Source organism: Streptomyces sp. NBC_01261, assembly GCF_036226385.1.
Lineage (GTDB): Bacteria > Actinomycetota > Actinomycetes > Streptomycetales > Streptomycetaceae > Streptomyces.
On sequence record NZ_CP108463.1, the window covers coordinates 2,953,773 to 2,978,397 of the forward strand.

Here is a 24,625-nt window from a genome sequence, read left to right on the forward strand (position 1 = left end):
CAACTCTCAGACCTCACCAGGACGTTGGTCGTCGGGTGCCTCAAGCCGGCTGCGGGGTAAGGCGCTTGTGGCCCTTCCTGTCGTAGTACTGGACCATCGCGAAACCGAAGAGCAGACCGATCGCCGTACCGATCCCGATCATGGTCCACGCGCGTGTGAGGCCCGCGTCGCCGCGGGCGTCGAAGTAGAGGATCGCCCTTACGCCGTCGCTGAGTTGGCGCATCGGCTCGAAGTGGGAGAGGAAGCGGTAGAAGCCGGGGACGGCCTGGAGAGGGACGGTCGCGCCGGAAGAGGGGAGGCCCAGGACGATGAACACGAACATGGAGACCAGCTGGCCGATTCCGCCGAACGCGGCGTTGATGGCCTGGACGCCGAGGCCGACGGCGAGGGCGGCACAGTAGGAGTAGATCCACAGGAGCGGGATGTGGGTCGCGTCCATGCCGAGGATGCTGACGCTGGCGAGCATGATCAGGGAGACGCTGAGGAGGGTGATGCCGGCCGTCATGACCATCTTCAGGAGCAGGGTCTGGGTGCGGTTGATGGGGACGGTGGGGCGGCGGGTGTGCCAGGGGCCGATCTCGTTGTCGGCGTAGCCGAGGCCGGTGTCGACGCCGTTGCTGATGACGTTGCCGCCCATGAATCCGGCCAGGACCAGCAGCAGGGTGTAGTAGAACGCGGTCAGGCCGATGCCGCTGTTGCCGCCGATGGGATGGCCGACCTGGGTGGCGATCCGCACCGGGTCCGCGAGCAGCAGCTTCTGCGTGGAGTCGGCCTTCGTGGCCGTCGCGCTGAGCTGCTTGCCGATGGTGAGCGAGGCCTGCTGAGCCGCCGTGGAGGAGATCTTGCCGGCGAGGGAGGACCCGAGGCTGCCCTTGCCGGGGTTGGTCAGCACGGTGATGGTCGGGCGGGCGGTGGCGTTCGTCGTGGTCAGCGCGGCGACGGAGTTCGTGAAGTCGGCCGGGATGACCAGGGCGCCGTAGACCTTGCCCGCGTCGAGTTCGTCCTGGGCCTGGGCTCTCGTGAGCTGGCGCCAACCGGCCGCGCGGCTACCGGAGTTGGTCACGATGGAGTGGGTGATCTGGGTGCCCAGGTTCTGCTGCTGGCCGGTGAGTGGTCTGCCGGTGTCACTGTTGACGAGGGCGATGGGGAGGTCGTTCAGTTCACGGTTGGGGTTGACGATGCCGCCCATGTAGAGGAGGGACAGCAGGAATGCGAGCAGGCCGGTGAGCACGGTGGGGATGAGCCACAGTTTGGGGCGGCCGAGGAGTGCGGTGGCGCGGAGGCCGGTGGGGGCGGGGGTGCCGGAGTCGTCGTCCATGGTGGGAAGTCTGCTGCCGGAGTCCGGTGACGGCCGTGGTGAAACGCGCCGGGCGCCCCACTTGTTATTGGCTAGTGTCCTAGGGGTTCCAGTCGTCTCAGGTCAGAGGAGAGGTGGTGGGTCGTGGCGCGCGCGGGACTGACCGCCGACCGTGTCGTGGCGGCCGCCGCCGACCTCGCCGACGAGGTCGGTTTCGAGAACGTCAGTCTGTCCGCGCTGGCCCGTGGCTTCGGCGTGAAGGACGCGAGCCTCTATTCGCATGTCCGGAACCTCCGGGATCTGCGCACCCGGGTCGCGTTCCTGGCGGGCGGCGAGCTGATCGACCGGATCGCCGTCGCGGTCGCCGACCGCACGGGCCGGGACGCGCTGGGCGCCTTCGCGGACGCGTACCGGGCCTACGCCCTGGAGCACCCGGGCCGGTACGCGGCCACCCAGATCCGCGTCGACCAGTCCCTGATCGCCGACTCCCCCGCCCTGCGCCGCACCGCGGAGATCACCTACGGCATGCTGCGCGCCTACGGCCTGGAGGAACCCGATCTCACCGACGCCGTACGGCTGTTGAGGAGTACGTTCCACGGTTACTGCGCGCTGGAGTCAAGCGGAGGGTTCGGCGCGCCGCGGGACGTACAGCGGTCGTGGGAGCGTGCGGTCGACGCGCTGCACGTGGCATTGACGCACTGGCCGCGCGAGGGTCAACTGCGGTGACGGAGACGCCGGTTCCGGTCCGCGCCCCAGCCGTATCGCTGACCGCTCAGTGGTCGGCTCCGGAAATCCTTCGGGGGTTGACTCTGGGGACATTGAGGCGTGGCACGAGGTCCTGGAACTCGTCGAGCTGGTGCGCGGACCCGCGTGCGTGGCCGGACGTACGGGATTCTGGCAGTGTCGAGGAGATCCGCGAGGCATGACGACACCCCGGGGCGGGGCGTCAGGGGAACGGGAGGGTGCGGGCGAAGAGGGTCACGAGGACCAGGGTGGCGGGAAGAGGGCGAGGAACATCGCGAAGGTGTAGCCCATGACGTCGCGTGCCTTGAGCCCGGGGATCGCCGGGGTGGGGAGCATCCAGAACGGTTGCAGCAGGTTGGCGCCGGCCTCGCCGAGGTCGTGGACGACGACCATCCAGCCCTGGTCGACGTGGAGTTGGTTCGCCGCGTCGAGGACGTAGGGCGCCTCGACGACCCACTTGCCGCCGCCGCTGGGGACGAACACGCCGAGGACGCGGCTGTGGATCGCGATGAAGGCCGGGTAGAGGAACTCGTTCGACACCGAGACCAGCCGGTCCGCGATCGTCTGGTGCAGTCCGGTGTACGCGATCATGCCGAAGATGCCGCCGTACAAAGGGAATTGGAGCAGTCCACCCGAGGTCGCGGGGGCGCCGTCACGGACGGCGCGGGCGAGGCGGCAGGCCGATGTTGAGTGCGGCGTTGATGCGTACTTCGAACTCGATCTCACAGTCGCCGAGCGCGGCGAGCCGGGGTGATCGGCGGCCAGTCGCGCAGCAACCGGTACTCCCGGCAGGACCGAATGATCAACCCCCGAAGAGCTTCCAGGCGAGACCACTTAGACTGGAAACTTCGCGAACGTCACGTGCCACCCAGGGGGGAGGGAGCGCGCCTTGTCTCAACAGCAGCTGGGACGCGGCCCCTTGAGGGCCCCGGGGCCGCCCGGTCCGGCGACTCCCGGCGGGAGCCCGCCGACCCGCTTCGTGAGCTGGCTCGGCCGGTTCGGTTGTGTGGCCGCTGGATACGCGGTGTTCCAGTTCCTGTTCGGCGTGCTGCCCGACTCGATCGACGGAGAGCCGGCCAAGTACCTGATCTCCGGGCTGAGCGGGTTCGCCACCGTCGGGATGACCTGGCTGGCGGCGGCCCTGCTCCGCGCCCGCACCGCCGGACCCGCGCCGCTCACCGCACCCGCTCCCCTCCTGCCGAACGCTCCCGGCCCACTGCCTCAGGTGTTCACTTCGGCCTACGACACCCTCGCCGCCCAGGTCGCCGTGGTGGACGACCCGGTGCGCGGCCGTCTCGTCGGCTGGCCGCACTCCCTCCGGGAGCTGGACGGCCCGGCCCGCCCGACCTCGCTGGCCACGGCGTACGGCCTGCACATCGTGCTGGACCTGGGCGTTCCGGACGGACGCCTGCACACCGCCGACCTCATCGACACCCTGTGGAGGCTACGGCTGCGGGGCGGCGGCTGGTCGGCCCGCTCGCAGGGGTCGGTGGCCCGGCCGGAGGTCACCGCGACGGTGTTGGGCGCGCTGGCCCGGGCGGGGGCCTCGCGGGAGCGGCTGGCGGACGAGGTGGCGCGCTGCGAGGCCGGTTTCACCCGTGAACTCGACGGTACGGGGCGGGCGTTGACCCATGTCGTCACCACCGTGATGCGGGGGCTGCTGCGCGCGGCACCGGACGCGCCGACGCTGCCCGTGCTGCGCGGCGCCCTGATCGACGGCGCGCTCTCCGACCCGCAGCGCCAGCACCGCCGCTGCTGGAGTCACCGGCTCTCCCCGCTGCCCTGGGTCGGGCACCCGGCTCAGCCCTCCGCGCTGCACACCGCGCAGGCCGTGGTCGCCCTGGACCGGACGGCCCGGGTGCTGGGCGAGGGGCCCGTCGAGCGTTCGGCGCGCGAGGACGGGGTGCGCTGGCTGCTGGCCTGCCCGGCGACCGCGCACGACAACTGCGCCGACCTGGCGAACCTGCGGGAGGAGGTGCGCCGGCACCACCCGGACGACTCCTCGCACCACGAGGTGCTGAACGTCCGGCATTTCACGGCGAGTTGGATCGTGCGGGCGCTGCTCACCCCGGGCGCCCAGGAGATCGCGCGGGAGGACGGCGTCGAGGACGCGTGGCGGGAGCGGCTGGACGGCGCGGCGGCAGCGGTGTGGGCGGCGCAGACCGACGGCATCTGGTCGTGGAGCCGGGACGGGTCGGCGTTCACGACGACGGAGGAACTGCGCCAACCGATCTGGATGACCTGCCAAGGCCTTTCGGCGCTGCGCGCTCATGCCGTATGGATGTACCAGCCGGACCCTCGGACGAGGCCGGTGTGAACCGGAGTCGGGGAGTGAGTGCATGGGTGGCCGGCAGATCCTGGCGGCGCGACGGCTGCTGACCGAGGCGCTGGACGGTGACCTGTCCGACCACGCCACGGTGACCGCGGCCCGTGCGGTCGTCGCCGAACTGGGCTCCCCCGACCGCCTGTTGGAGCTGATCGCCGAACTCGCCTCCGGTGAGGGCGATCCGGAGGCCTGCGCCGGGCTGTCGTACCGTCATGTCCTGGGCTTCGACAAGCTGTTGCTGATCGACGGCGGCCCCCGCCACATGCTGCGCGCGCACCTCTGGCATCCCGGCGCGACGGCGATCGGCGCGGAGGACATCCACAACCACCGTTCCCCGCTCGCCTCTTACGTGGTCCGGGGCCGACTCGCCATGGAGTTGTACGAGGCGCGGGGCGACGGCGGCATCACGGCGGACCGGTACGAGGAGTCCCTGGCCGAGCGCGGCGCCGACTGGCGGCTGCGGCCGACGGGACCGGCACGGCTGCGGCTGACGCACACGGGGCGGTACGCGGCGGGCAGCGCCTACGCCCTCCCGGCGCACACCCTGCACCGGGCCTGGTGCGACACGGACGTACCGACCGTGACACTGTTCCTGGAGACGGGGGCCGAACGGCGTCGCCACACCGACGTGTTCACGGCGGCGGGCCCGCATCCGGGGGCGGTGGCGAAGGTGCCGCTCGAAGTGCCGGAGTATCTGGGCGCGTTGAACGATCTGGCGGAGTCGCTCAGAAGTTCGTGAGGGCCTGTCGTACGACGTCCAGGTTGTACGCGTCGATGTCGATGCCGGCACCGGCGAGCTCGGAGGGCGGGAGCCAGAGGTAGGCCTGGTCGGGCTCGGGGAGGGTGATCTCCCAAGTGAGCGGCCTGACGAGGAAGTTGTCCTGCCAGTTCTTGATCTCGCGGCCCCGGTACTCGCTCACGAAGGACGACTCGCCGATCTTGCGGACGATCTCGCCGAGGAGCCCGGTCTCTTCCTTCAGCTCCCGCAGCGCACCGTCCTCGGACCGCTCGCCCGGCTCCAGCTTCCCGCACGGAACGCCCCACGCCCGCGGCAGGAACCTCTCGGTGGCACTCCGGCGCACCAGAAGCACGCGTCCGTCGTCGTCCATCACGACGGCCGCCGCCAGTCGCTTGTCGCCGGGGTCCATGGCCATGGTTCCTCGGTCCCTCGCCGGTGATGAGTCCAAAGGGTCTGATACCCAGGAAGACATCCAACGTACCAGGATCGGCCTGCCCCGGCTGGGGAGCCGGTCTCACCTTCGGACACCGCCGGACCACCGACCTCCCCATGTTTCGCGCGGCTCGACGGCAACCTCCCCCGCACCAGCGGCGACTTGGGGACATGACCAACGCAAGACGCACCACCACGCACCGTCGCCGTTCCCCCCGCCGCATCGCCCGCAAGCCGCTCGCGGGCTCGCTCGCCGTCGCGGCCCTGCTCGGCGGTGCCTGGTACGCGACCGCGGCGACGAGCAGCGGCGAGAGCGGCAGCTCTACCGCGGCCGGGACGTCCGCCTCCCCCTCCGTGTCCAGCCGCACCTCCGCCGAGGCCGCCGCCCAGGGTTCTCCGTCCACCACCGGTACGGCGACCACGTCCGCCTCGGCGAGGACCACCCCGAAGGCCGCCGCGCAGACCTCGACGACCGCCAAGGACGCGACCGGCACCCTCTCCCCGACCAGCACCACGGTCCCGCTCGCCGCCAAGTTCCCCTATCTGACGGCCGGTTACAACAACACCCGCGAGTGGACCCGTACGACGACGGCCGTGGCCCCGAACGGGACCCTGCGCGTGGCCTGGCCCGCCGCCGACGGTGTGCACGTGACCCCGCTGAACGCCGCCGGGCTGCGTTCGGGCGCCGACACGATCGTCAAGGGTGCCAAGGAAGTTGGGGGGCTGGTCGCGCACAACGACGGGTTCGCGCTGCTCACCCGGGTCGCCGACACCAACAAGTGGAAGGAGACGGCCGCCGCGATCGTCCGCTACACCAACGGCGAGCAGACCTTCCGCACCAAGCTCACCGGCACCGCGTCGAACGACACCTCCCCGGGTCTCGACGGCCAACTCACCTGGAACGGCGCCAAGTACGGCGCGTACTTCGTCGTGCACGGCGCGGGCGGTTTCGCGGACGGTCATTTCGGCGACAAGTTGGCGTACATCAGCGCCAAGGGCACCGAGCTGAGCGGTGGTTGGAGCTGGGGCTGCAGCCACAACGAGGGCATCGCGCTGCACGCGGAGACCTCCGGCGCCTTCACTTCACTCTGCTTCGACGACTGGCGCTCGGGCCTGTTCGTCTCCACCGGGATCGGCGCCCCGGACACCGCGCCGGTCGTGCAGCGCGAACAGTGCTGGGCGGGGTACTGCGGCGGTACCTTCCCCGGCCGCACCGGTGACCTGGTCAAGTCGGCGAGCGGCCGGTACGCCACCGCCTTCGCCTCCCGGGGTGCCGCCGCGGCCAAGAAGAACGCCGCCGACTCCAGCGGACGCGGCTGGACGGTCACCCCGAGGACGAGCACGCACCAGGTCGCCGTCGCCTTCATGGCGAACCGCAACTCCGGCCCCGGCAAGGCGATTTACCTCACGAGCGCGGCCGGTACCGAGAACGTCGACGTGCACATCGCGCCGTACGGCAAGGACCGGCTCCTGGTCTCCTGGGAGTCCCTGAAGGGCGCCAAGTGCGCCGCCGGCACCTGCACCGGCACCTTCACGGGCACCCACCTGCGTCTCATCGACTGGAACGGCAAGGCCCAGGGCGCGGACAAGGTGGTGACCGCCCGGATCAGCGGCGACCTGGCGGTCCTGAAGAACGGCGCCCTGACCTGGGCCTACGCCCCCGTCACCCCGACCTACGCGACCCCGCTCAACGGGGCGTCACCGACCACGACGAGTCTCCGGATCGCCCGGCTGACTCCGTGAACCGGAAGCCCGTCCGCCTGCCGCCGGCCCACTGAACGGAGACACCGTGATCCCCGTCGACCTCCACGGACACCAGTTCCGCGAGGGGACGGGGGTCCGGCTCCCCGGTGAGCCGGGCCAGCGCGACGAACAGGGTGGGCCCGTCACCGACGACACCCACACCGTCCAACAGCCCGTGCAGGGAGGTGAGTTCGGCTTCCAGCCCATCCCCCGCCGACCACCCCGTGACCCGGACCGACGTCCCCTCACCCACGCCCACCACCAGATGGGCCCGCACCTCCACCGCCCCCTCGGCCACCACCAGGCTGACCACCCGCGCCCCGGAGGCCGCCGTGTGCCGGGAGGCGACCCACCCCTCCCCCACCCCCAACGGCACGATCTCCGTACGGCTCGGATCGCCGCCGAGGATCACGCTGTTGTCGTACGACGGCGAGGGCGCCGTGACCGTGGAGTAGGCGAGGCGCGTGTAGTACGGGTCGTAGCGGACGTCCTCGCTGCCGTGGTTGTGGAGGCGGACCAGGCCGTCCGAACTGGTGGACTGGAGCAGCCAGTTGGCGGGGGCGACCGCCGTGACCGCGTCCGCACGCTCAGCCGGGCCAGGTTCCTCGGCCGCCGTCCACACCTTGTGGTCCGGCGGGAGGAGCAGGCCGAGGAAGCCCTTGCTCGCCCAGTACGGGGACGCGGGGCCCGAATAGCCTTGCAGGACAGCCTCGTTGGGGCCGTGCCACCCCAGACTCAGCAGCCCCCGGTCGTCCACCGCCCCGCGCTCCAGGAAGTACTGCAGCGCGCCCGACGCCAGCCGTCGCGTCTCCCCCGGCGACAGCGGCGTACGGCCCGTCAGCGCCCCCAGCCACAGCGGAGCCGTCGTCGCGAAGCGGTACGTCAGCGATCTGCCCTGGTGCATCGGCGCGCCGTCTCCGCCGAACAGGCGGGCGTAGTCGGCGAGATGGCGTTCCAGACGGCCGCCGTAGAGGTCGAGGAGGCGGGGGTCGTCGGCGAGCCAGGCGTGCAGGACCGGGTAGAGGTGCATCGCCCAGCCGTTGTAGTAGTCGAACTTGCGGCCGTCGCCGTCGGTGTACCAGCCGTCGCCGACGTACCAGTCCTCGATGCGCGACAGGCCCCGGTCGACGGCCTTGCGGGAGGCGTCGGGCTCGTACCCGATGTCCTGGAGGAAGCCGCCCACCGTGACGGGGAACAACTCCCAGTTGCAGGGCCAGGGTTCGGCGGTCAGGGCGTCCGCGAGCCAGGCCGCGGCGCGCTGTCGTACGGGCTCGTCGAGGCGGTCCCAGAGGAGGGGGCGGGTCAGGCGCAGGGCGAGGGCGATGGAGGCCGCCTCGACCAGGGGCTGACCGCGGTCCTCGATGCTCGGCCAGACGCCCGCGACGCCTGCCGCCAAGCCGTCCGCGTAGCGCTCCAGGGCCGTCTCGTCGCGGCGGAAGGCGGCCAGCAGCAGGGTGCGGGCGTAGCCCTCCAGGCCGTCGGAGAGCCTGCCGGACCAGCTGGTGTGTGTGCCGGGGAGGTGGTAGAGCGCGCGGTCCTCGGTGGCGTACGGCTCCACCGCGGCGAGGAGAGAGTCGGCGGCCGTCTCCCAGTGGGCCCGGGTGTAGCCGGTGCAGGGGCTCAACGTGCGGTTGTCGGCAGGGAGTTGCATCGGCTCGCTTTCACACGCACGGCGGGAGAGTGGAACCTGGGGCGCCCCGGTTCCGGTCGGAACGCCCCAGGGGTCTTTGGGGTCTCACCCCACTCGTACCCGGTCCTCCGGCAGCAGATGCCGGGCGACGAGCGCGTCGCGGACCAGACCCGCGTACACGGTGGCTCCGTGCGCGGAGGTGTGCGTGTTGTCCTTCTTCTCGTTGTAGAGGTAGATGGCCTTGGAGCCTTCCACTCCCAGCGATTCCACCAGCGCCTTGGTCTGCGCCGTGAGGTCGATCAGCGTTACCCCCTCGGCGGCGGCGACCGAGCGGACGACGCCCGGCAGGTCGACGCCGAGCCCGTTCACCAGCAGCGCTGTGTTGTTGTTCAGTGTGCCGTCGGCATTGAACCAGCGTCGGACGATCGGTGTCACGAGGACGGGACGACCTCCCTTGTCACGGATACCCCGTACGAGGGTTTCCAAGTTCGCGCGGTACATGGCCTCGTCGGTCGTCTTGTCGTTGTGGGCCAACTGGACGAGGACCAGGTCGCCGGGGCGGATCAGCGGCTGAACCGTCCCCCACAGCAAGGGATTCTCCAGATAGGTGACCGTACTCTCCCCGGAATCCGCGTAGTTGGCGACGGACACGCCCTTCCGCAGGAACTGCGGGAGCTGTTGGCCCCAGCCGGAGTACGGGTCGCCCGGTTGGTCGCAGACGGTGGAGTCGCCGATCAGGATGATCTGGCGGGCGTGGTGGGCGGGGGTGACGCGGATGTCGGCGAGTGCGGGGGCCGTGCCGCCGAGGGTGAGGTCGAGGCCGGGGGTGCCGTCGGGGCCGGTGGGTTCGCCCTCGGGGGTGCGGACGTTCACCGTGAAGCCGCGGGTCACCGTGCGGCCGGCGGCGGTGGCCGTCTCGGGGAGCAGGGAGCGCCTGGTCTCGCCGCTGACGGCCGTACTCGCCGCGCTCTCGCCGCCGAGGCGGACCGTGACGTCGTAGGTGCCGGGCGGGACGTCGAAGTGGCAGGCGGTGGCGGTGCAGTTGGCGAGGCTGAGCGGGGGTGTGCGGTCGTGTGCCTGGGCGGGTGCGGTCGACAGGGCGGTGCTCAGGGTCAGTGCGGTCAGCAGGGCGATGTTGAAACGTCTCATTCGCGGCTCCTCCGTCCGACGACAAGGCCTGGCGGTGGACCGTACCGCTACCGACAAGCGCTTTCTAGACCTGCGGCAGATTTCACGCCTTCGCCAACTCCAAGGCTGCGAAAGCACTTTCGCGAAATCGATTCAACTGCCACCCTCCAAGCACCCGCACCCCCACCCTCCCGAAGGAGGCACCCCCATGTCCGGCTCTGTGAACAGACCGGTTCGTCGCCGCACCTTCGTCCTCGGCGCAGCGGCCACGGCCGGTTCGGCGGCGCTCGCCGGGCCGCTCGCCGAGAGCGCGTCCGCCGCGAGCTTCGGCTACACCGACGACGGTTCGAACTACGTCGTCGACACCGGCGCGAGCCTGGTCTTCAAGGTCAGCAAGACGAACGGCGATCTGACCTCGCTGGTCTACAAAGGCACCGAGTACCAGGGTTACGGCGGCAAGAACTCGCATGTCGAGTCCGGCCTCGGCACCTCCACCGTGACGATCGCGCAGTCGGGTTCGACGATCCTGATCTCCGTCGCGTACGGCACGCTGAAGCACTACTACGCGGCCCGCAGCGGCGAGAACAACGTCTACCTGTGGACGAACAAGGCCGACACGTCGGTCAGCGCGACCCGCTACATCGTGCGCGTCAAGGCCGGGCTGTTCCTCAACGACGAGCCGGATTCCTACACTTACGCGCCGACCACCATCGAGTCCGCGGACGTCTTCGAGAAGTCGGACGGCCAGACCCGCTCCAAGCACTACTCGAAGAACCGGGTCGTCGACTACGACTACGTCGGCTGGACCACCGGCAGCGTCGGCCTGTGGGTCGTGCGCAGCAACCACGAGAAGGCGTCCGGCGGACCGTTCTACCGCTCGCTGCTGCGTCATCAGAGCGCGGACGGCGGCGGGTTGTACGAGATCCTGTACTACGGCGAGAACCAGACGGAGGCCCAACGCTTCGGTCTCCAGGGGCCGTACGTCATCGCACTCACGGACGGCGGCGCACCCTCCTCCTCGCTCTACCACGCCAACCTCACGACCCCGTGGGCCGATTCGCTCGGCATCTCCGGCTATACGGCGGCGAGTTCGCGGGGCCGCGTCGCCGGTGTGGGCATCACCGGGCGCGACACGGCGTACGCGTACACGGTCGGGCTCGCCGACTCGGCTGCCCAGTACTGGGGTTCGGCGCGGGCCTCGGACGGCTACTTCTCGATCGCGGGGGTGCTGCCGGGGACGTACACGCTGACGGTCTTCAAGGGTGAACTCGCCGTCTACACCGGGTCGGTGGCGGTCACGGCGGGCGGGACGACGACGCTGAACAGCATCGCGATCCCGTCCTCGAACGATCCGTCCAACGCGAGCGCGATCTGGCGGATCGGCAACTGGGACGGTTCGCCGAGCGGGTTCAAGAACGCGGACCTGATGACGTACGCACACCCCTCGGACGTACGGGCCGCGTCCTGGACCGGCAACGTCGTCGTCGGCAGCGGCACGGAGACCTCGGGGTTCCCCTGCTATCTGTGGAAGGACGTCAACAGCGGCATCATCGTGTACTTCAAGCTGACGGCCGCCCAGTCGGCCGCCGCGCACACCCTGCGCATCGGGGTGACGACGGCGTACGCGAACGGCCGCCCGCAGGTCGTCGTCAACGACACCTGGACCTCGGCCGTCCCCTCGCCGCCGACCCAGCCGAGCACCCGGTCGCTGACCGTGGGCTCGTACCGGGGCAACAACAACACGTTCACGTACAGCGTTCCGGCGTCGGCCTGGCTGACGGACGCGAGCGCGTACAACACGCTGAAGATCTATGTGGCCAGCGGCTCGGGGACGACGTCGTTCCTGAGTGCCGGTACGTCGGTCGACGCGATCGATCTGCTGGCGTAGGGGCGGCAACTCCCGGGCGGGGCACGGCGACTTGAAGGCATGACAGAGCCGAACACGCACCGCCGCTCCCCCGCCCGGCGCCGAGCCGCCGTGGCGACCGGTACCGCGGCCGTCCTCGGGCTGGTCGCGGTGTCGCTGGTGACCCAGGCGCGGGCCGCCACCGTCATCACCGTCGCCAAGGACGGATCGGGCCGCTTCACGACCGTGCAGGCCGCCGTGAACGCGGCAGCCGCCGGTGACACCATCTCCGTCGCGAAGGGCACGTACGCCGAGATCGTCAACGTGCCCACGAGTAAGACGGGGTTGACCCTCCAGGGCGCCACCGGCAACGCCGAGGACGTCGTCATCACCTATGACCGGGCCGCCGGTTACACCGATTCCAGTGGCAACAAGTACGGGACGCGGGGCAGTTCGGTCGCGACCTTCTCGGCGAGCGGCCTCACCGTCACCGGGATCACCGTCCAGAACACCTTCGACAAGTCCACCCACCCCGACATCACTGACACGCAGGCCGTCGCGGTCACCGCGCAGGGCGACCGGCAGACGTTCACCAACGACCGGTTCATCAGCCGCCAGGACACCGTCCTCAACTGGTCGCCGTCGTCCACTGGTCAGTACCGGCAGTACTTCTACTCGTCGTTCATCACCGGCGACGTGGACTTCGTCTTCGGCAACGCCACCGCCGTCTACGACCGGGTGAACATCCAGCTCCGGAACTCGGGCGCGGCTGCGGGCGGTCTCAACGGCTTCCTCGCCGCGCCCAACACCAGCTCCGCGAAGACGTACGGCATCCTCGTCACCGGCAGTTCGGTGAGCAGCTCGGCGGCGGCCAACACGTACTACCTGGGGCGCCCTTGGCATCCGACGGCGGACGCCGTGGGGCAACTGGTCGTCCGCCAGACCTCGTTGCCCGCCGCCGTGAAGGTCGCCGGGCCCTGGACGGACATGAGCGGCTACTCGTGGAAGAACGCCCGCTTCTTCGAGTACAAGAACACGGGCGCGGGCGCGACGATGAACTCCGACCGCCCGCAGCTCACCGACTCCCAGGCCGCGAGCTTCACGGCGCAGAAGTATCTGGCGGGCACGGACGGCTGGAATCCGGTCCGGTAACCGTGCGCTCAACTACCGCGCGTCCACTGCTGGTTGGTCGCTCCGCTGCACGTGTAGGTGATGATCGCGGCGGAGTTGGCGGTGGACGCGCCGGACACGTCCAGGCACTCGCCGCTCGTCCTGGCCTTGACGAGGACGTAACTGCCGGAGGTGGTCAGGCTCCACTGCTGGGTGGTGGCGCCGGTGCAGTTCTCCTGGGTGACGTTCGTCGCGTTCTCCTGGAGGCACAACGAGCTGCCGCGGCCCATGAGTTCGTAGTAGCCGGTGCCGAGGTCCTTGAACCACCACTTCTGGTTGGTGCCGCTGTTGCAGGTGTACTGGCTGATCGCGATGCCCTGCCACAGCGACTGGTTGGCCACGTCCGCGCACTTGGCGCTGTTCCTGGCGATGAGCGTGTTGTACGTGGCGCTCGTCCCGGTGATCGTGCCGGCGGCCGTGTCGATCGACACCTCCGGGTACCAGGACGCCATGGACATCGAGGTCGTGGTCGGGAACGTCAACGGCAGCCAGACGTAACGGGAGTCGTTGACGGTGCCGCCGAAGGAGTTGCCCCAGCGGTCGCCCATGTAGAGGTACGAGGTGCCCGAAGTCCCCGTGACCGGGAGGACGTAGGCGGTCTGCGAGTTGTACGCGGTCGAGTCCCCGACGTTGGTGAAGGCGGTCCACGGGCCGGTGATGCTGGTGGCGGTGGCGTACTGCTGCTGGTTGGCGCTCCAGCCGGTGGCGGCCGAAGTCAGCATGAAGTAGACGCCGTTGCGCTTGAAGAGGGCGGGTGCCTCGCGGTGTCCGCCCACCCACGGGTTGGCGACCAGGCTGTCGATGGCGGTGTAGTCGGCGGTGAGTCTGTAGATGTGCAGGTCGTAGTTCTCGTTGGCGGCGGACACCATGTAGGCGGTGCCGTCGGTGTCGACGAACGTGGTGATGTCCCGGGACATGTTGTCGCCGAGCGGCTGGAAGCTGCCCTGGTAGGTGTAACTGCCGTCCACGGTCGAGGAGACGGCGACGGCGGCCTTGGCCTCGCTGTAGTCGACGCCGTTCTCCTTGTGCATCCACATCACGAACTGGCCGGTGGACGCGTTGTAGATGACCTTCGGCCGCTCGATGTAGGCGGTGCCCAGCTCGGAGGCGCTGGACTGGGTCAGGACGTGGTTGCGGAACTCCCAGTTCTTCAGGTCGGTGGAGCGGTAGGCGTCCACGTACTTGAAGGTGTTGTCGGCGTTGCGGTCCTCGCCGAACCAGTAGTAGTAGCTGCCTACTTTGATCACCCCGCCGCCGTGCGCGTGCACGGCGTTGCCCGAAGTGTCCGTGAACTGCGTGCCGTTGGTGATGGTCTGCGCCGCGGCCTGGGCCGGTCCCGCGGTCGCCAGTGCGGCGGCGAGCACGCAGCACAGGGCGACGAGGATTGCGTACACACGTCTCATCTGACGCCTCTCGGAGGGGGGTTCGAGATTTCGTACGGCATCTGTCATTACGAACGCCGAAAAGGTATGGGTGTGTTACGGGAAGGTCAACGGGTCGCGCGCGACAAAGACGGTCGCGAGATTTCTGTTATCGGCGCCGCCGCCGCACGTCTCCGGTGATGTGCGCAGCCAAACCCACAAGACCTCAGCCGCCGTAGGCGCCCTCGCGACCGTCGCCCTCCTGGTCGGCGCTCCCCCTGCCTCGGCCGCCGGCGCCCGGGACGCGACCGCCGACGTCCTCGCGGACCGCGATGTCACGCTCACCGGCGACACGGTGGTCACCGTGCCGTCCGGGACGACGACGTACGACGGGTTGTTCCGCGGCCGGGGCGCGCTGACCGTGCGCGGCGGCGGCACGCTGATTCTCACCAAGGACAGCGACTTCACGCTCCCGGCGTCCCAGCAGCGGCAGAAGGTGACCACCCAGGGCGGCAACCACCCGTACACCACCGTCACCAACCCGGACCCGCCCGCGATCACGGTCGCGAGCGGCACAACTCTCCAGTACGGCACGGGTGGTGGGACCGGCCTGATCGGCCACTTCCCCTACGGCACGCCCGGCTACCAGCTCAACGAGTTGAACGTCCGGGTCGACGGCACCCTGCGCCTCTCCCTGACCCGCACCTTCAACATCGGCACGATCAGCGGCTCGGGCCTGGTCACGCAGCCCCGCAACATGTGGGGCACGCTCGACCTGGCCGGAACCCACCCGTTCTCAGGGGTGATCGACAACGGCACCGGCATGGCGGTCGGCCGCCCCGAGTACCCGGTGGCACTGCCCGACGCCCGCGCGATCCTCAACCAGGGCTCCTGGATCATCGACACCCCGCTGTACCGGACGATCACCCTGCGCCAGAACTTCTACCAGCGCGCCTACGGCAGCGACGTCAACGTCCACTCCCGGCCGGGCAGCAAGGTCGTCCTCACGGGCCAGTACAGCTACAGCGACCAAGGCGGCGACACGAACCCGTCACTCAGCGACCCGAACCTCAACTGGCGTGCGATCCCGCACCAGTTGAACAAGCGCGGCACCAACATCGAGGGCGCGAACGTCCAGTGGGGCGACGGCACCACCCACCAGATCTTCATGCCGGGCACGAGGGACACCGTCTACATCAACCTCCACGCGGCGAGCGGCGTCCGGTCCAAGCTGACCTTCGACTACGACGGTCCGGTCACCCTGGGGGCGCCGATCGGCGGCGGCAGGTACCACGACACGCTGGCCGCGCCCGGCGCCGGGGACGTCGTCATCGCGGGGACGCGCGGGAACGACGTGACCTTCGCGGCGCCGCAGTACTACGACGGGTCGACGACCGTGGAGAAGGGGGCGGTGCTGCGGCTGGGGTCCGGGAAGCCTGGCGGCGACGGCGGGCTGCTGACCGGCACGGAGGGGCGGCGGATCGTCGACGACGGAACCCTTGTGCTGCGCAATGTGACACTCGGCGTCCAAGTGTCACATCTCGGCGGCAAGGGTTCCCTCGTCCAGTCCGGCGCCGCGACGACAACACTGACGGGCCCGGCGGTGACGTACACGGGGACGACGACGGTCTCGAAGGGCACGCTGGCACTGAGGTCGGGGGCAACTCTCGCCCACAGCAGGGCGATTCGGCTCACCTCGGCGGGGGCACGGCTGGACGTGGGTACGGCGGGCCTGCGCGTGTCGACCGATCTGACCGGCGTGGGCACGGTGAAGGGTTCGGTGACGAACGACGGCCTGGTGACCACCGGCCTCACCGTGACCGGGAACTACACGCAGAGCGCGAAGGGCGAACTGGTCCTGCGCGACAAGCCGTTGAAGGTCGCGGGCAAGGTCAGCCTCGCGGGCGACCTGGACCTCTCGGCCGCCGGGACGCACCCCGCACGGACCGTCACGATCCTCGACCACACGGGCAAGAGCTCAACGACGGGCGCGTTCAGGGGACTTCGCGAGGGCGCCGAGCTGAAGCTCGCCGACACGACGTACCGCGTCAGCTACCGGGGTGGCGACGGCAACGACGTCGTCCTGACCAGCGTCACCGCGAGCAGCCCCTCAGCCACCGCCGACTCCCGCCTCAGGTCGTCCTCCGGCACGACGGTCACCGAGGCCCGCACGGCGAACACCGCCCGCGGCGACGCCTTCGGCTGGTGGCCGTACGCACTCGGACTCGGCCTGCTGGGCGGCCTGCTGGTCCCGGCGACCAAGCGCACGCGGGGCGGCGGCAGGCGCGGGGGCGGAAAGCACGCGGCTTAGGAATCTCCCAGGTGTCCACATTCCGGGCATACCGTTCGCCGGCTGGACGTGGCCACGGCTCCGCGGCCGTATCGACTAGCGTCGAGACATGACCAGCGACACCGCTCCCCTCCTCGCCGACGCCCTCGCCACCGGGACCCTCGTCCTCGACGGCGGGCTGTCCAACCAGCTCGGGGCGGCCGGGCACGACCTGAGCGACGAGCTGTGGTCGGCGCGGCTGCTCGCGGACCGGCCCGAGGCGATCGCCGAGGCGCACCTCGCGTACTACGAGGCGGGCGCCGACGTGGCGATCACCTCCAGCTACCAGGCCACCTTCGAGGGCTTCGCGAAGCGCGGGATCGAGCGCGACCGGGCGGCCGAACTCATCGCCGCGAGCGTGGAGTTGGCCGTCGACGCGGCGGTGGAAGCGGGACGGCGGGGCATCGGACGGCCGCTCTACGTGGCGGCCTCGGTCGGACCGTACGGCGCGATGCTCGCGGACGGCTCCGAGTACCGGGGCCGGTACGGGCTGAGCGTGGCCGAGCTGGCGGCCTTCCACCGGCCCCGCCTGGAGGTGCTGGATCTCGTCGGGCCAAACGTGTTGGCCTTCGAGACGATCCCGGACGCCGATGAGGCCGAGGCGCTGCTGCGGGCGGTGCGCGGACTGCGGACGCCCGCCTGGCTGTCGTACTCGATCGAGGGTGACCGTACCCGCGCCGGGCAGCCGTTGGAGGAGGCGTTCGCACTCGCGGCCGAGGCGGACGAGATCATCGCGGTCGGCGTCAACTGCTGTGCGCCCGAGGACGTCGAGGGCGCGGTCGAGATCGCGGCCCGTGTGACCGGGAAGCCCGTCGTCGTCTATCCCAACAGCGGCGAGACCTGGGACGCAGACGCCCGCGCGTGGACGGGCCGTGCCACCTTCACCGCCGAACAGGTCGAGGGCTGGCGGGCGTCCGGCGCGCGGCTGATCGGGGGGTGCTGCCGGGTGGGACCCGAGGCGATCGCGTCCATCAGGCGGACGCTCACACCGTGACCGCCGCGATCGAGTCCCGCACCACCACATGCGTGCCCAGCAGCAGGTGCTCGTCCGGGGACTCCGCCGTGCGGCCCAGCGCGGTGCGTACGGCGAGGCGGCCCAGTTCCTCGTAGGGGACATGGACCGTGGTCAGGGCCGGGTACAGGTCGCGGGCGAACGGAATGTCGTCGTAACCGGCCAGCGAAACATCGCCGGGGACGGCCAGGCCCGCCTCGTGCAGCGCGGTGAGCGCGCCCGCGGCGACCATGTCGGTGGCGGCGACCACGGCCGTGAACTCCAGTTCCCGGCTCAGGGCGAGGCGCATCAGGCGGTGGCCCGAGTCGCGGGTGAAGTCGCCGTGGAGCAGGAGGTCCGGGTCGGGTTCGAGGCCCCGGGCGCGGTGGGCGGCGAGGTAACCGCGTTCGCGGCCCTGCGCGGTCGCGTGGTCCGGCTTGCCGCCGAGGAACAGGACGCGCTGGTGGCCCTGGGCCAGGACGTGCGCGACGAGGGCGTACGCGCCGCCCTCGTTGTCGTACTCGATGACCGTGACCGGTGCCCCCGGGCCGAGCGGCGGCCGGCCGCAGAGCACGAGCCGCGATCCGGCCGCGGCCAGTGAGTCGGCGATACGGCGGGTGCGCTCGCGGTACTCGGGGGTGTCGGCGGTGCCGCCGACGAGGATCACGGCGGCGGTGCGCTGGGCACGCATGGTCTCGATGAAGTCCAGTTCGCGCTGGACGTCGCCCTCGGTGCTGCACACCAGGCAGAGGTGGCCGAGCCGGGTCGCCTCGCGCTCCACGCCGTGCGCCATCAGCGCGAACGACGGTCCCGTGATGTCCTCCAGGACGAAGGCGAGGGTCGGCGTCCCGACACCCGCCACTGCCTTGGCGCGGGCGTCGGCGACGTAGTCGAGTTCGCGTACCGCCCGCAGCACGCGCGCGCGGGTCGCCGTGCTCACCGGGTAGTCGCCGCCGAGCACCCGCGACACCGTGGACGCGGACACCCCGGCGCGGGCCGCCACGTCCCGGATGGTGCTCCCGCTCGCGTCCTGGCTCTTCCTGGTCATGTCCCGCCTCGCCCCTCCCCGGCCTGTGGCAACACTCCGGCAACCGGTTCCCTGCGCGGAGGGTAGCAGCGGGTGAGGGGCTGGAGGAGAGGCGTGCGTAGGCCAATTCGCCAACGTCAGCACGGCAGTTGTCGGCGGTCGGCGTTGGGCAACCGGTTTCCACGCCGTCCGTCCACCCCTACGACGACCGCCGCACGTCCCCCGTCCGCCGCAACCGCCGTACGACCGACCGCAGTTCGGTGGCGCTCCGCGCGGGCGGCGCGCCCTCGGCCGGAGCCGCCGCTTCCTTCGCCCTGGCCACGGCGTCGGCCGCCCACAGGGCGAACTCGGGGTCGCGCGGCCCGTGCGCGACGTACGGATCGCCCTCTCCGAAGATGCGGACCGGGTGGGTGTCGTCCCAGGGCCGCCAGCCGGGGTCGCCGTCCACGGCGAATCGCACCCAGGCCCCGTGCATGGCGTCGGCGAGTGCCTGGGGCGCGTCCTGACCCGCGAGTTTGGCCGACTCGGGGATCTCGCCGGTGTCGAAGACGAAGCCGAGTTCGAGGGCGTGGCAGGAGCCGAGGTCGGGGCGGTTGGAGGGCCAGGCGAACTCGTAGACGTGCGCGGTGCCGGGGCGGGCGTCGGCGAGGCGGTGCAGGGGGTAGCGGAGGAGGTGGTCGGTGACGAGCTGGCCGACGGTCTCGGCGGTGCCGGCGCCGGGGTGCAGGGCGCGGTAGCCGCGGGGGACCTCGACGCCGCAGTGGCAGCGGGCCATCGCGCCGGCCAGGGCGACCGCGCCGAGCCGGTCGACGCGCTCGTGCAGGCCGCCCGGGACCAGCCACAGGCGGTACTCGTCGCGGGTCCAGCCCAGCATCAGGTCGACGCCCCGGCCCACCTCGCCGTCGACGAGCGCCTCCAGCGGGTCCCGGGGGACGAGGTCGCCGTCGATGACGATCCCGAACGTGGGGCCGCCGAGCACCGGGCTGCTGAGTCTGCCCACGTCGGCCTGGGTGCGGAGGAGGAGTTCGCGGTCGACGGCGGCGAAGGCCTCGGCGGTGGCGGGGATCTTCAGCCGGGTCGCCATCCGGCGCACCATCCGCCGTACCTTGTCGCGGTCGAAGGCCTCCGGGGGCCCGCTCTGCAGCACGGCGCGGCGGACCAGTCCCTGGGCCTGCGGGGCGGCGATCAGGGCGCCGATGCTGATCGCGCCGGCGGACTGCCCGAAGAGGGTGATCCGGTCGGGGTCGCCGCCGAACGCCGCGATGGAATCGTGCACCCAGCGCAGCGCGGCGAGCTGGTCGCGCAGGCCGGGGTTGGCGGGGGCGTCCGGGAAGAGGCCGTAACCCTCCACGCCCAGGCGGTAGTTGACCGACACCATGACCACGCCGTCGCGGGCGAAGGCGTGTCCGTCGTAGACCGGGACGGCCGACGAACCCCGGGTGAGCGCGCCGCCGTGCAGCCACACCATGACCGGCAGCCGGGCGCCCGGGCCGGGTTCCGGGGTCCACACGTTGAGGTTGAGGCAGTCGTCGCCGGGCACGACCGGGTCGGAGAGCAGTTTGGCGAAGGCTTCGGAGTACGGCGGTTTCGGCGCGGTCGGGCCGAAGGCGAGCGCGTCGCGCACTCCGGTCCAGGGCTCGGGCGGGACGGGCGGGCGGAACCGGTGGGGGCCGATGGGGGGCGCCGCGTAGGGGATGCCCCGGAAGACCGCGATCCCGTTCTCGTACCGGCCGCGCACCGTCCCGTAGGGGGTGCCCACCACGGGGCCCGTCCGCTCCGCCGTCTGCGTCGTCGTCGCCGTCATCTGCCCACCAGCTCCTCACCACGCTCGTGAACCGTGCTGCTCATCAGAGCATCACACCGAGCCGGGCTATTCCGGCGGACGAGCGCGGCTGGACGGGTCACGACGGGTCACCCGAGCACGCACCACGTCTCTTCAGGGTCTCTACGGGCCGGGCGGCATCGAAATATTTCCGTACCCGGGGTCCCTACTCACCGATTGACCCTCGCTCCACAGCAGATCTACGGTAGAAGACGTTTTCAGAAAACGTTTCCCACTCCGTACGGGAGGGTCATGCCCAGCGCCCAGCCGCCGAGGGCCGTGTTCGCCATGGATCCGGTGCACCTGCCCCTGCTCTTCCCCTCACCCCTGATGGACCGGCTCCGGCAGACCGCCGAGATCGAACCAGGGCTCGTCGTACGGGACTTCGGCGCCCCCGAGGCCGCCCGCGCCCTGGCCGAGGCCGAGGTCCTGATCACCGGGTGGGGCTGCCCGCACCTCGACGCCGACGCGCTGGCGGCGGCACCCCGGCTGCGCACCGTGCTGCACGCGGCGGGCTCGGTCCGTTCGCTGGTCGGCGAGGCCCTGTGGGAACGCGGGGTGACCGTCTCCAGCGCGGTCACCGGCAACGCGCTGCCGGTCGCCGAGTACACCCTCGCGATGATCCTGCTGGCCGGGAAGGACGCCTTCGCCCAACGGGAACGCTTCCGGCACACGCACGCGTACCCGACGCCGACCGAGACCGCGCCGATCGGCAACCTCGGCCGCCGCATCGGCGTCATCGGCGCCTCCCGGGTGGGCCGCAGACTCCTGGAACTGCTGCGCCCGTACGACTTCGAGGTCCTGCTCCACGACCCCTACGTCAGCGTCACCGAGGCAGCCTCCCTGGGGGCCGAACTCCTGCCGCTGGAGCACCTGTTGAGCGACAGCGACATCGTCAGCCTGCACGCCCCCGACATCCCCGGGACACAGCACATGCTGGACCGCGGGCGGCTCGCCCTCATCCGGGACGGCGGGGTGCTGATCAACACCTCCCGGGGCGCCCTGATCGACCACGAGGCCCTCACCGACGAGCTGTTGTCCGGCCGCCTGACCGCGATCCTGGACGTCACCGAACCCGAACCGCTGCCCCCCACATCCCCGCTGTACCAACTGCCGAACGTCTTCCTCACCCCGCACATCGCGGGCTCCCTCGGCAACGAACTGGCGCGGCTCGGCAGCATCGTCGTCGACGAGCTGGAGCGCCTGGCCGCGGGTCTGCCACCGGCCCACGAGGTACGGCACGCGGACCTGGCCCGTGTCGCCTGATCCGTACTGTCCACAGGCCGGCACGCCCGGAACGACCTTGGGATACGGTTTCCGGACCGGAGCAGGCCCCAGGGCGCCCGGTGGAAACACGGTCACGGTGAAGGAGTCGCCACGGTGAGTCAGCGCAAGGCGTCGGGCGACGTCGGCCGGGCGACGATCCGGGACGTGGCGGAGCGCGCCGGGGTCTCCGTGGCGAGCGTCTCGCGCGTGCTGTCCGGCAACTACCCGGTGTCGGAGGAGCTGCGGCGCCGGGTGATGAAGGTCGTCGGCGACCTGGACTACGTCACCAACGCGCACGCCCGTTCCCTGGCCGGTGGCGGTACGCCCACGGTGGCGATCCTCATCAACAACATCACCGGCGCCGCGTTCGCCCACGTGGCCAAGGGAGTCGAGGGCGCGGCCACGCTGCGCGGCTGGCTCTCCCTGGTCGGCACGACCGGCGACGACCCCGAGCGTGAACTCGCGCTGGTCAACCTCATGCGCCAACAGGGCGTCGCCGCCGTGGTGTTGCTCGGCGGGGCGTACGACGTCGACGAGTACCAGCTCCGCATGGCCCGCTTCGCCCGCTCCCTCGACGCGGCGGGCTCGCACCTCGTGCTCGTCGGCCGCCCGCCGCTGGAGGGCGACGTCCCGGCGACGACGGTCGACTACGACAACGAGGGCGGCGCCTACGCCATGGCCAGCCACCTCCTCTCGGCCGGCCACCGGCGCGTCCTGGTCCTGCCCGGGCACGCCGAACTCACCACCGCCCAGGGCAGGTTGAGGGGTGCGCAACGGGCCTTCGAGGCGTACGGAGTGCCGTTCGACCCGGGGACTGTGCGGCACGGGCCGTACGACTACGAGCACGGGTACGAGGCGGTGGAGGACACCCTGAAGGAGGGCCTGGACTTCACCGCGGTGCTGGCGGGGACCGACGTGGTCGCCGCGGGCGCCATGCAGGCGCTGCGCGCGGCGGGCCTGCGGGTGCCGGAGGACGTGTCGATCGTCGGCTACGACGACATCCCCCTGGCCTCCCAGCTGACCCCTCAGCTCACCACCGTGCACGTCCCGTACGAGGAGATGGGCCGGGTCGCGCTGCGCGCGGTGGCGGACCGGCGCGAGGGCGGCGGCACGGGCCGGCGCAGGGGCGGCGACGGCGACCATCTGGTCCTGGGCACGCATGTCGTCGTACGGAACTCGGTACGGCCGCCGGCCCGACGGGACTAGGACAGGGACTGGCGCAGCGCCCCCGCGGGACTGGCGCGGCACCCCTTACGGAACCGGCAAGGCACACGGAACCAGGGCGTTACGTAACCGGTTTCTCTTTAATTCCCCTGGCCAGACAGGGTCTGTCCTGGGCCATCACAACAACTTGCCGCACACCTCTTGCTCCGAACAGGCCATCCTGCCTACCTTCACAGCAACCGGTTTCTACCTCTTCTCTTCCGAAGGAACACGGTCTGATGAACTTCACCAGCCCCCGGAGAAGGTTCGCTCGTGCAGCCGTCGCGGGCCTCGCACTGACAGGTCTGCTCTCCGCCTGCGGCGGATCCGGTTCGGGGGACAAAGCGTCCTCGGGTCCGGTCACCCTCCCCTTCTGGGGCTGGGCCAACGGGCAGGACGCGGTCGTGAAGGCGTTCAACGCCGCTCACCAGGACATCAAGCTCAAGTACACCAAGGTCACCGACCAGTTGACGATGCAGAAGCAGCTGACCAACGCGGTCAAGGCCGGCAACGCGCCCTGCCTGGTGCAGAACACGGCGGAGTACGTGACCACCTGGGTCTCGCAGGGCGCGCTCGCCGACATCTCGAAGTACGTCGCCGCCGACAAGGCCAGGTTCAACGCGGGCTCGTGGGCCAGCGCGCAGGTGCAGGGCAAGTCCTATGGCGTGCCGACCAGTTCGGCACCCGCGTTCACGATCTACCGCACCGACGTCTTCAAGAAGTACGGACTCAAGGCCCCGACGACCTGGGACGAGTTCATCGCCGCGGGCAAGGTCCTGAAGAAGCACGGCGTCGAGATCACCAACTTCGCCGGTGAGGACCCGAGCACCCTGGAAGTCCTGTCCATGCAGGCCGGGGCGCACTGGTACGCCATCGACGGAGACTCCTGGAAGGTCGACTTCCAGGACGCGGGCAGCCTCAAGGCGGCCCAGGTGATCCAGGAGATCATCGACAACGACCTCAACTCCAAGCTCTCCTTCGCGGATTACGCGGCCGTCCAGCGCAACTACGACAACGGCGGCACCGCGACCCGGCAGATCTCCACCTGGCAGATGGCGGGCATGGTCCAGAACTTCACCAAGTCCGACGGCAAATGGGCACTGTCGCCCTGGCCGACGTTCCAGGGCGAGGCCGCCAAGACGCCCGCCGGGACCAACCAGAGCGGTGGCGTCACCCTGGTGACCAAGCAGTGCGCGCACCAACAGCAGGCCGCCGAGGCCGCGTTGTGGATGTCGACGAACACGGGTGCGGTGAGGACGATGGCGAGCCCGACCACCGGCAACGGTGTGATGCCGGCGCTGGCGGACAGCGATGCGTACGTCGCCGAGGCGATCTCCGACAAGCTGCTAGGCACGAACTACGAGCCCGCGAAGAAGGTCGTCACCGACAGCCTGAACACCGTCACCTCGGACTGGGTGTTCGGCCCGGACTGGACCGCGATGTTCACCGAGTTGCAGACCGGCTGGGCGAAGGTGATGAACAAGCAGGAGAAGGTCATCGATCTGCTGGCACACATGCAGGAGTGGACGGTCAAGGACCTGACGTCCCGCGGTATCAGCGTCAAGGGCTGA

Annotated in this window: 19 protein-coding genes; 11 read left to right on the forward strand and 8 right to left on the reverse strand. The window is 70.5% G+C overall.

Annotation, left to right across the window (positions count from 1 at the left end):
* Positions 1–40: 40 nt before the first annotated feature.
* Positions 41–1,318 (reverse strand): YhgE/Pip domain-containing protein, encoded by a 1,278-nt coding sequence (locus tag OG226_RS12845; RefSeq protein ID WP_328677199.1) that lies wholly within the window; start codon positions 1,316–1,318, stop codon positions 41–43.
* A 123-nt stretch (positions 1,319–1,441) separates the two neighbouring features.
* On the opposite strand from OG226_RS12845, the gene OG226_RS12850 reads away from it, so the two are divergent.
* A complete protein-coding gene (locus OG226_RS12850) occupies positions 1,442–2,023 on the forward strand; it encodes a TetR-like C-terminal domain-containing protein (protein ID WP_328677200.1) in 582 nt (193 codons plus the stop codon).
* 252 nt (positions 2,024–2,275) lie between these two features.
* Here OG226_RS12850 and OG226_RS12855 read toward each other — a convergent pair whose 3' ends face one another.
* Positions 2,276–2,875: a TIGR00366 family protein gene (locus tag OG226_RS12855; protein ID WP_329349035.1), complete on the reverse strand. Its 600-nt coding sequence runs from the start codon at positions 2,873–2,875 to the stop codon at positions 2,276–2,278.
* A gap of 55 nt (positions 2,876–2,930) precedes the next feature.
* On the opposite strand from OG226_RS12855, the gene OG226_RS12860 reads away from it, so the two are divergent.
* Both OG226_RS12860 and OG226_RS12865 read left to right on the forward strand, forming a co-directional pair.
* A complete protein-coding gene (locus tag OG226_RS12860) occupies positions 2,931–4,358 on the forward strand; it encodes a hypothetical protein (RefSeq protein ID WP_329349036.1) in 1,428 nt (475 codons plus the stop codon).
* A 22-nt stretch (positions 4,359–4,380) separates the two neighbouring features.
* Positions 4,381–5,106 (forward strand): hypothetical protein, encoded by a 726-nt coding sequence (locus OG226_RS12865; protein WP_329349037.1) that lies wholly within the window; start codon positions 4,381–4,383, stop codon positions 5,104–5,106.
* On the opposite strand, the gene OG226_RS12870 is transcribed toward OG226_RS12865, so the two are convergent.
* Positions 5,093–5,515 (reverse strand): NUDIX hydrolase, encoded by a 423-nt coding sequence (locus OG226_RS12870; RefSeq protein WP_328686297.1) that lies wholly within the window; start codon positions 5,513–5,515, stop codon positions 5,093–5,095. The genes OG226_RS12865 and OG226_RS12870 overlap by 14 nt on opposite strands.
* A gap of 194 nt (positions 5,516–5,709) precedes the next feature.
* Here OG226_RS12870 and OG226_RS12875 point away from each other — a divergent pair, with 194 nt between their 5' ends.
* Positions 5,710–7,281: a hypothetical protein gene (locus OG226_RS12875; RefSeq protein ID WP_328677204.1), complete on the forward strand. Its 1,572-nt coding sequence runs from the start codon at positions 5,710–5,712 to the stop codon at positions 7,279–7,281.
* Here the strand turns inward: OG226_RS12875 and OG226_RS12880 are convergent.
* Together OG226_RS12880 and OG226_RS12885 are read right to left on the reverse strand one after the other, a co-directional pair.
* Positions 7,226–8,932 (reverse strand): DUF2264 domain-containing protein, encoded by a 1,707-nt coding sequence (locus OG226_RS12880; protein ID WP_328677205.1) that lies wholly within the window; start codon positions 8,930–8,932, stop codon positions 7,226–7,228. The two genes, OG226_RS12875 and OG226_RS12880, sit on opposite strands and share 56 nt — an antisense overlap.
* Positions 8,933–9,016: 84 nt before the next feature.
* On the reverse strand, positions 9,017–10,060 hold the full coding sequence (locus OG226_RS12885; RefSeq protein WP_329349038.1) for a rhamnogalacturonan acetylesterase: 1,044 nt from the start codon (positions 10,058–10,060) through the stop codon (positions 9,017–9,019).
* A 187-nt stretch (positions 10,061–10,247) separates the two neighbouring features.
* Here OG226_RS12885 and OG226_RS12890 point away from each other — a divergent pair, with 187 nt between their 5' ends.
* Both OG226_RS12890 and OG226_RS12895 read left to right on the forward strand, forming a co-directional pair.
* Positions 10,248–11,927, forward strand: coding sequence for a rhamnogalacturonan lyase B N-terminal domain-containing protein (locus OG226_RS12890; protein WP_329349039.1), 1,680 nt, complete (start codon positions 10,248–10,250; stop codon positions 11,925–11,927).
* A gap of 39 nt (positions 11,928–11,966) precedes the next feature.
* On the forward strand, positions 11,967–13,037 hold the full coding sequence (locus OG226_RS12895) for a pectinesterase family protein (RefSeq protein ID WP_329349040.1): 1,071 nt from the start codon (positions 11,967–11,969) through the stop codon (positions 13,035–13,037).
* Positions 13,038–13,045: 8 nt separating this feature from the next.
* Here OG226_RS12895 and OG226_RS12900 read toward each other — a convergent pair whose 3' ends face one another.
* Positions 13,046–14,458, reverse strand: a complete 1,413-nt coding sequence (locus tag OG226_RS12900) for an RICIN domain-containing protein (protein WP_329349041.1) — start codon at positions 14,456–14,458, stop codon at positions 13,046–13,048.
* 160 nt (positions 14,459–14,618) lie between these two features.
* On the opposite strand from OG226_RS12900, the gene OG226_RS12905 reads away from it, so the two are divergent.
* Together OG226_RS12905 and mmuM are read left to right on the forward strand one after the other, a co-directional pair.
* Entirely contained in the window at positions 14,619–16,727 is a 2,109-nt protein-coding gene (locus tag OG226_RS12905) for an autotransporter-associated beta strand repeat-containing protein (RefSeq protein ID WP_329349042.1), read from the forward strand.
* Between the two features lie 88 nt (positions 16,728–16,815).
* Complete coding sequence (gene mmuM / locus OG226_RS12910) at positions 16,816–17,739, forward strand: homocysteine S-methyltransferase (protein ID WP_329349043.1); 924 nt, start codon at positions 16,816–16,818, stop codon at positions 17,737–17,739.
* Here the strand turns inward: mmuM and OG226_RS12915 are convergent.
* Positions 17,729–18,784, reverse strand: a complete 1,056-nt coding sequence (locus OG226_RS12915) for a LacI family DNA-binding transcriptional regulator (RefSeq protein WP_328677212.1) — start codon at positions 18,782–18,784, stop codon at positions 17,729–17,731. The two genes, mmuM and OG226_RS12915, sit on opposite strands and share 11 nt — an antisense overlap.
* A gap of 178 nt (positions 18,785–18,962) precedes the next feature.
* Positions 18,963–20,567 carry a carboxylesterase/lipase family protein gene (locus OG226_RS12920; RefSeq protein ID WP_329349044.1) on the reverse strand — a complete coding sequence of 535 codons (1,605 nt, stop codon included), beginning with the start codon at positions 20,565–20,567 and terminating at the stop codon, positions 18,963–18,965.
* Between the two features lie 270 nt (positions 20,568–20,837).
* Here OG226_RS12920 and OG226_RS12925 point away from each other — a divergent pair, with 270 nt between their 5' ends.
* From OG226_RS12925 to OG226_RS12935, 3 genes are all read left to right on the forward strand, one after another.
* Positions 20,838–21,851, forward strand: a complete 1,014-nt coding sequence (locus tag OG226_RS12925) for a hydroxyacid dehydrogenase (RefSeq protein WP_329349045.1) — start codon at positions 20,838–20,840, stop codon at positions 21,849–21,851.
* A gap of 114 nt (positions 21,852–21,965) precedes the next feature.
* The gene (locus OG226_RS12930) at positions 21,966–23,057 is read left to right on the forward strand and encodes a LacI family DNA-binding transcriptional regulator (protein WP_329349046.1); all 1,092 of its coding nucleotides are present in this window, start codon (positions 21,966–21,968) and stop codon (positions 23,055–23,057) included.
* A gap of 236 nt (positions 23,058–23,293) precedes the next feature.
* Positions 23,294–24,625, forward strand: coding sequence for an ABC transporter substrate-binding protein (locus OG226_RS12935; RefSeq protein ID WP_329349047.1), 1,332 nt, complete (start codon positions 23,294–23,296; stop codon positions 24,623–24,625).

What these genes read in the sequence shown, in the direction of transcription:
- OG226_RS12845 (WP_328677199.1), bottom strand. Translation starts at nt 1,318, where the DNA reads ATGGACGACGACTCCGGCACCCCCGCCCCCACCGGCCTCCGCGCCACC.
- OG226_RS12865 (WP_329349037.1), top strand. Translation starts at nt 4,381, where the DNA reads ATGGGTGGCCGGCAGATCCTGGCGGCGCGACGGCTGCTGACCGAGGCG.
- OG226_RS12870 (WP_328686297.1), bottom strand. Translation starts at nt 5,515, where the DNA reads ATGGACCCCGGCGACAAGCGACTGGCGGCGGCCGTCGTGATGGACGAC.
- OG226_RS12875 (WP_328677204.1), top strand. Translation starts at nt 5,710, where the DNA reads ATGACCAACGCAAGACGCACCACCACGCACCGTCGCCGTTCCCCCCGC.
- OG226_RS12880 (WP_328677205.1), bottom strand. Translation starts at nt 8,932, where the DNA reads ATGCAACTCCCTGCCGACAACCGCACGTTGAGCCCCTGCACCGGCTAC.
- OG226_RS12885 (WP_329349038.1), bottom strand. Translation starts at nt 10,060, where the DNA reads ATGAGACGTTTCAACATCGCCCTGCTGACCGCACTGACCCTGAGCACC.
- OG226_RS12890 (WP_329349039.1), top strand. Translation starts at nt 10,248, where the DNA reads ATGTCCGGCTCTGTGAACAGACCGGTTCGTCGCCGCACCTTCGTCCTC.
- OG226_RS12895 (WP_329349040.1), top strand. Translation starts at nt 11,967, where the DNA reads ATGACAGAGCCGAACACGCACCGCCGCTCCCCCGCCCGGCGCCGAGCC.
- OG226_RS12900 (WP_329349041.1), bottom strand. Translation starts at nt 14,458, where the DNA reads ATGAGACGTGTGTACGCAATCCTCGTCGCCCTGTGCTGCGTGCTCGCC.
- mmuM (WP_329349043.1), top strand. Translation starts at nt 16,816, where the DNA reads ATGACCAGCGACACCGCTCCCCTCCTCGCCGACGCCCTCGCCACCGGG.
- OG226_RS12915 (WP_328677212.1), bottom strand. Translation starts at nt 18,784, where the DNA reads ATGACCAGGAAGAGCCAGGACGCGAGCGGGAGCACCATCCGGGACGTG.
- OG226_RS12920 (WP_329349044.1), bottom strand. Translation starts at nt 20,567, where the DNA reads ATGACGGCGACGACGACGCAGACGGCGGAGCGGACGGGCCCCGTGGTG.
- OG226_RS12925 (WP_329349045.1), top strand. Translation starts at nt 20,838, where the DNA reads ATGCCCAGCGCCCAGCCGCCGAGGGCCGTGTTCGCCATGGATCCGGTG.
- OG226_RS12935 (WP_329349047.1), top strand. Translation starts at nt 23,294, where the DNA reads ATGAACTTCACCAGCCCCCGGAGAAGGTTCGCTCGTGCAGCCGTCGCG.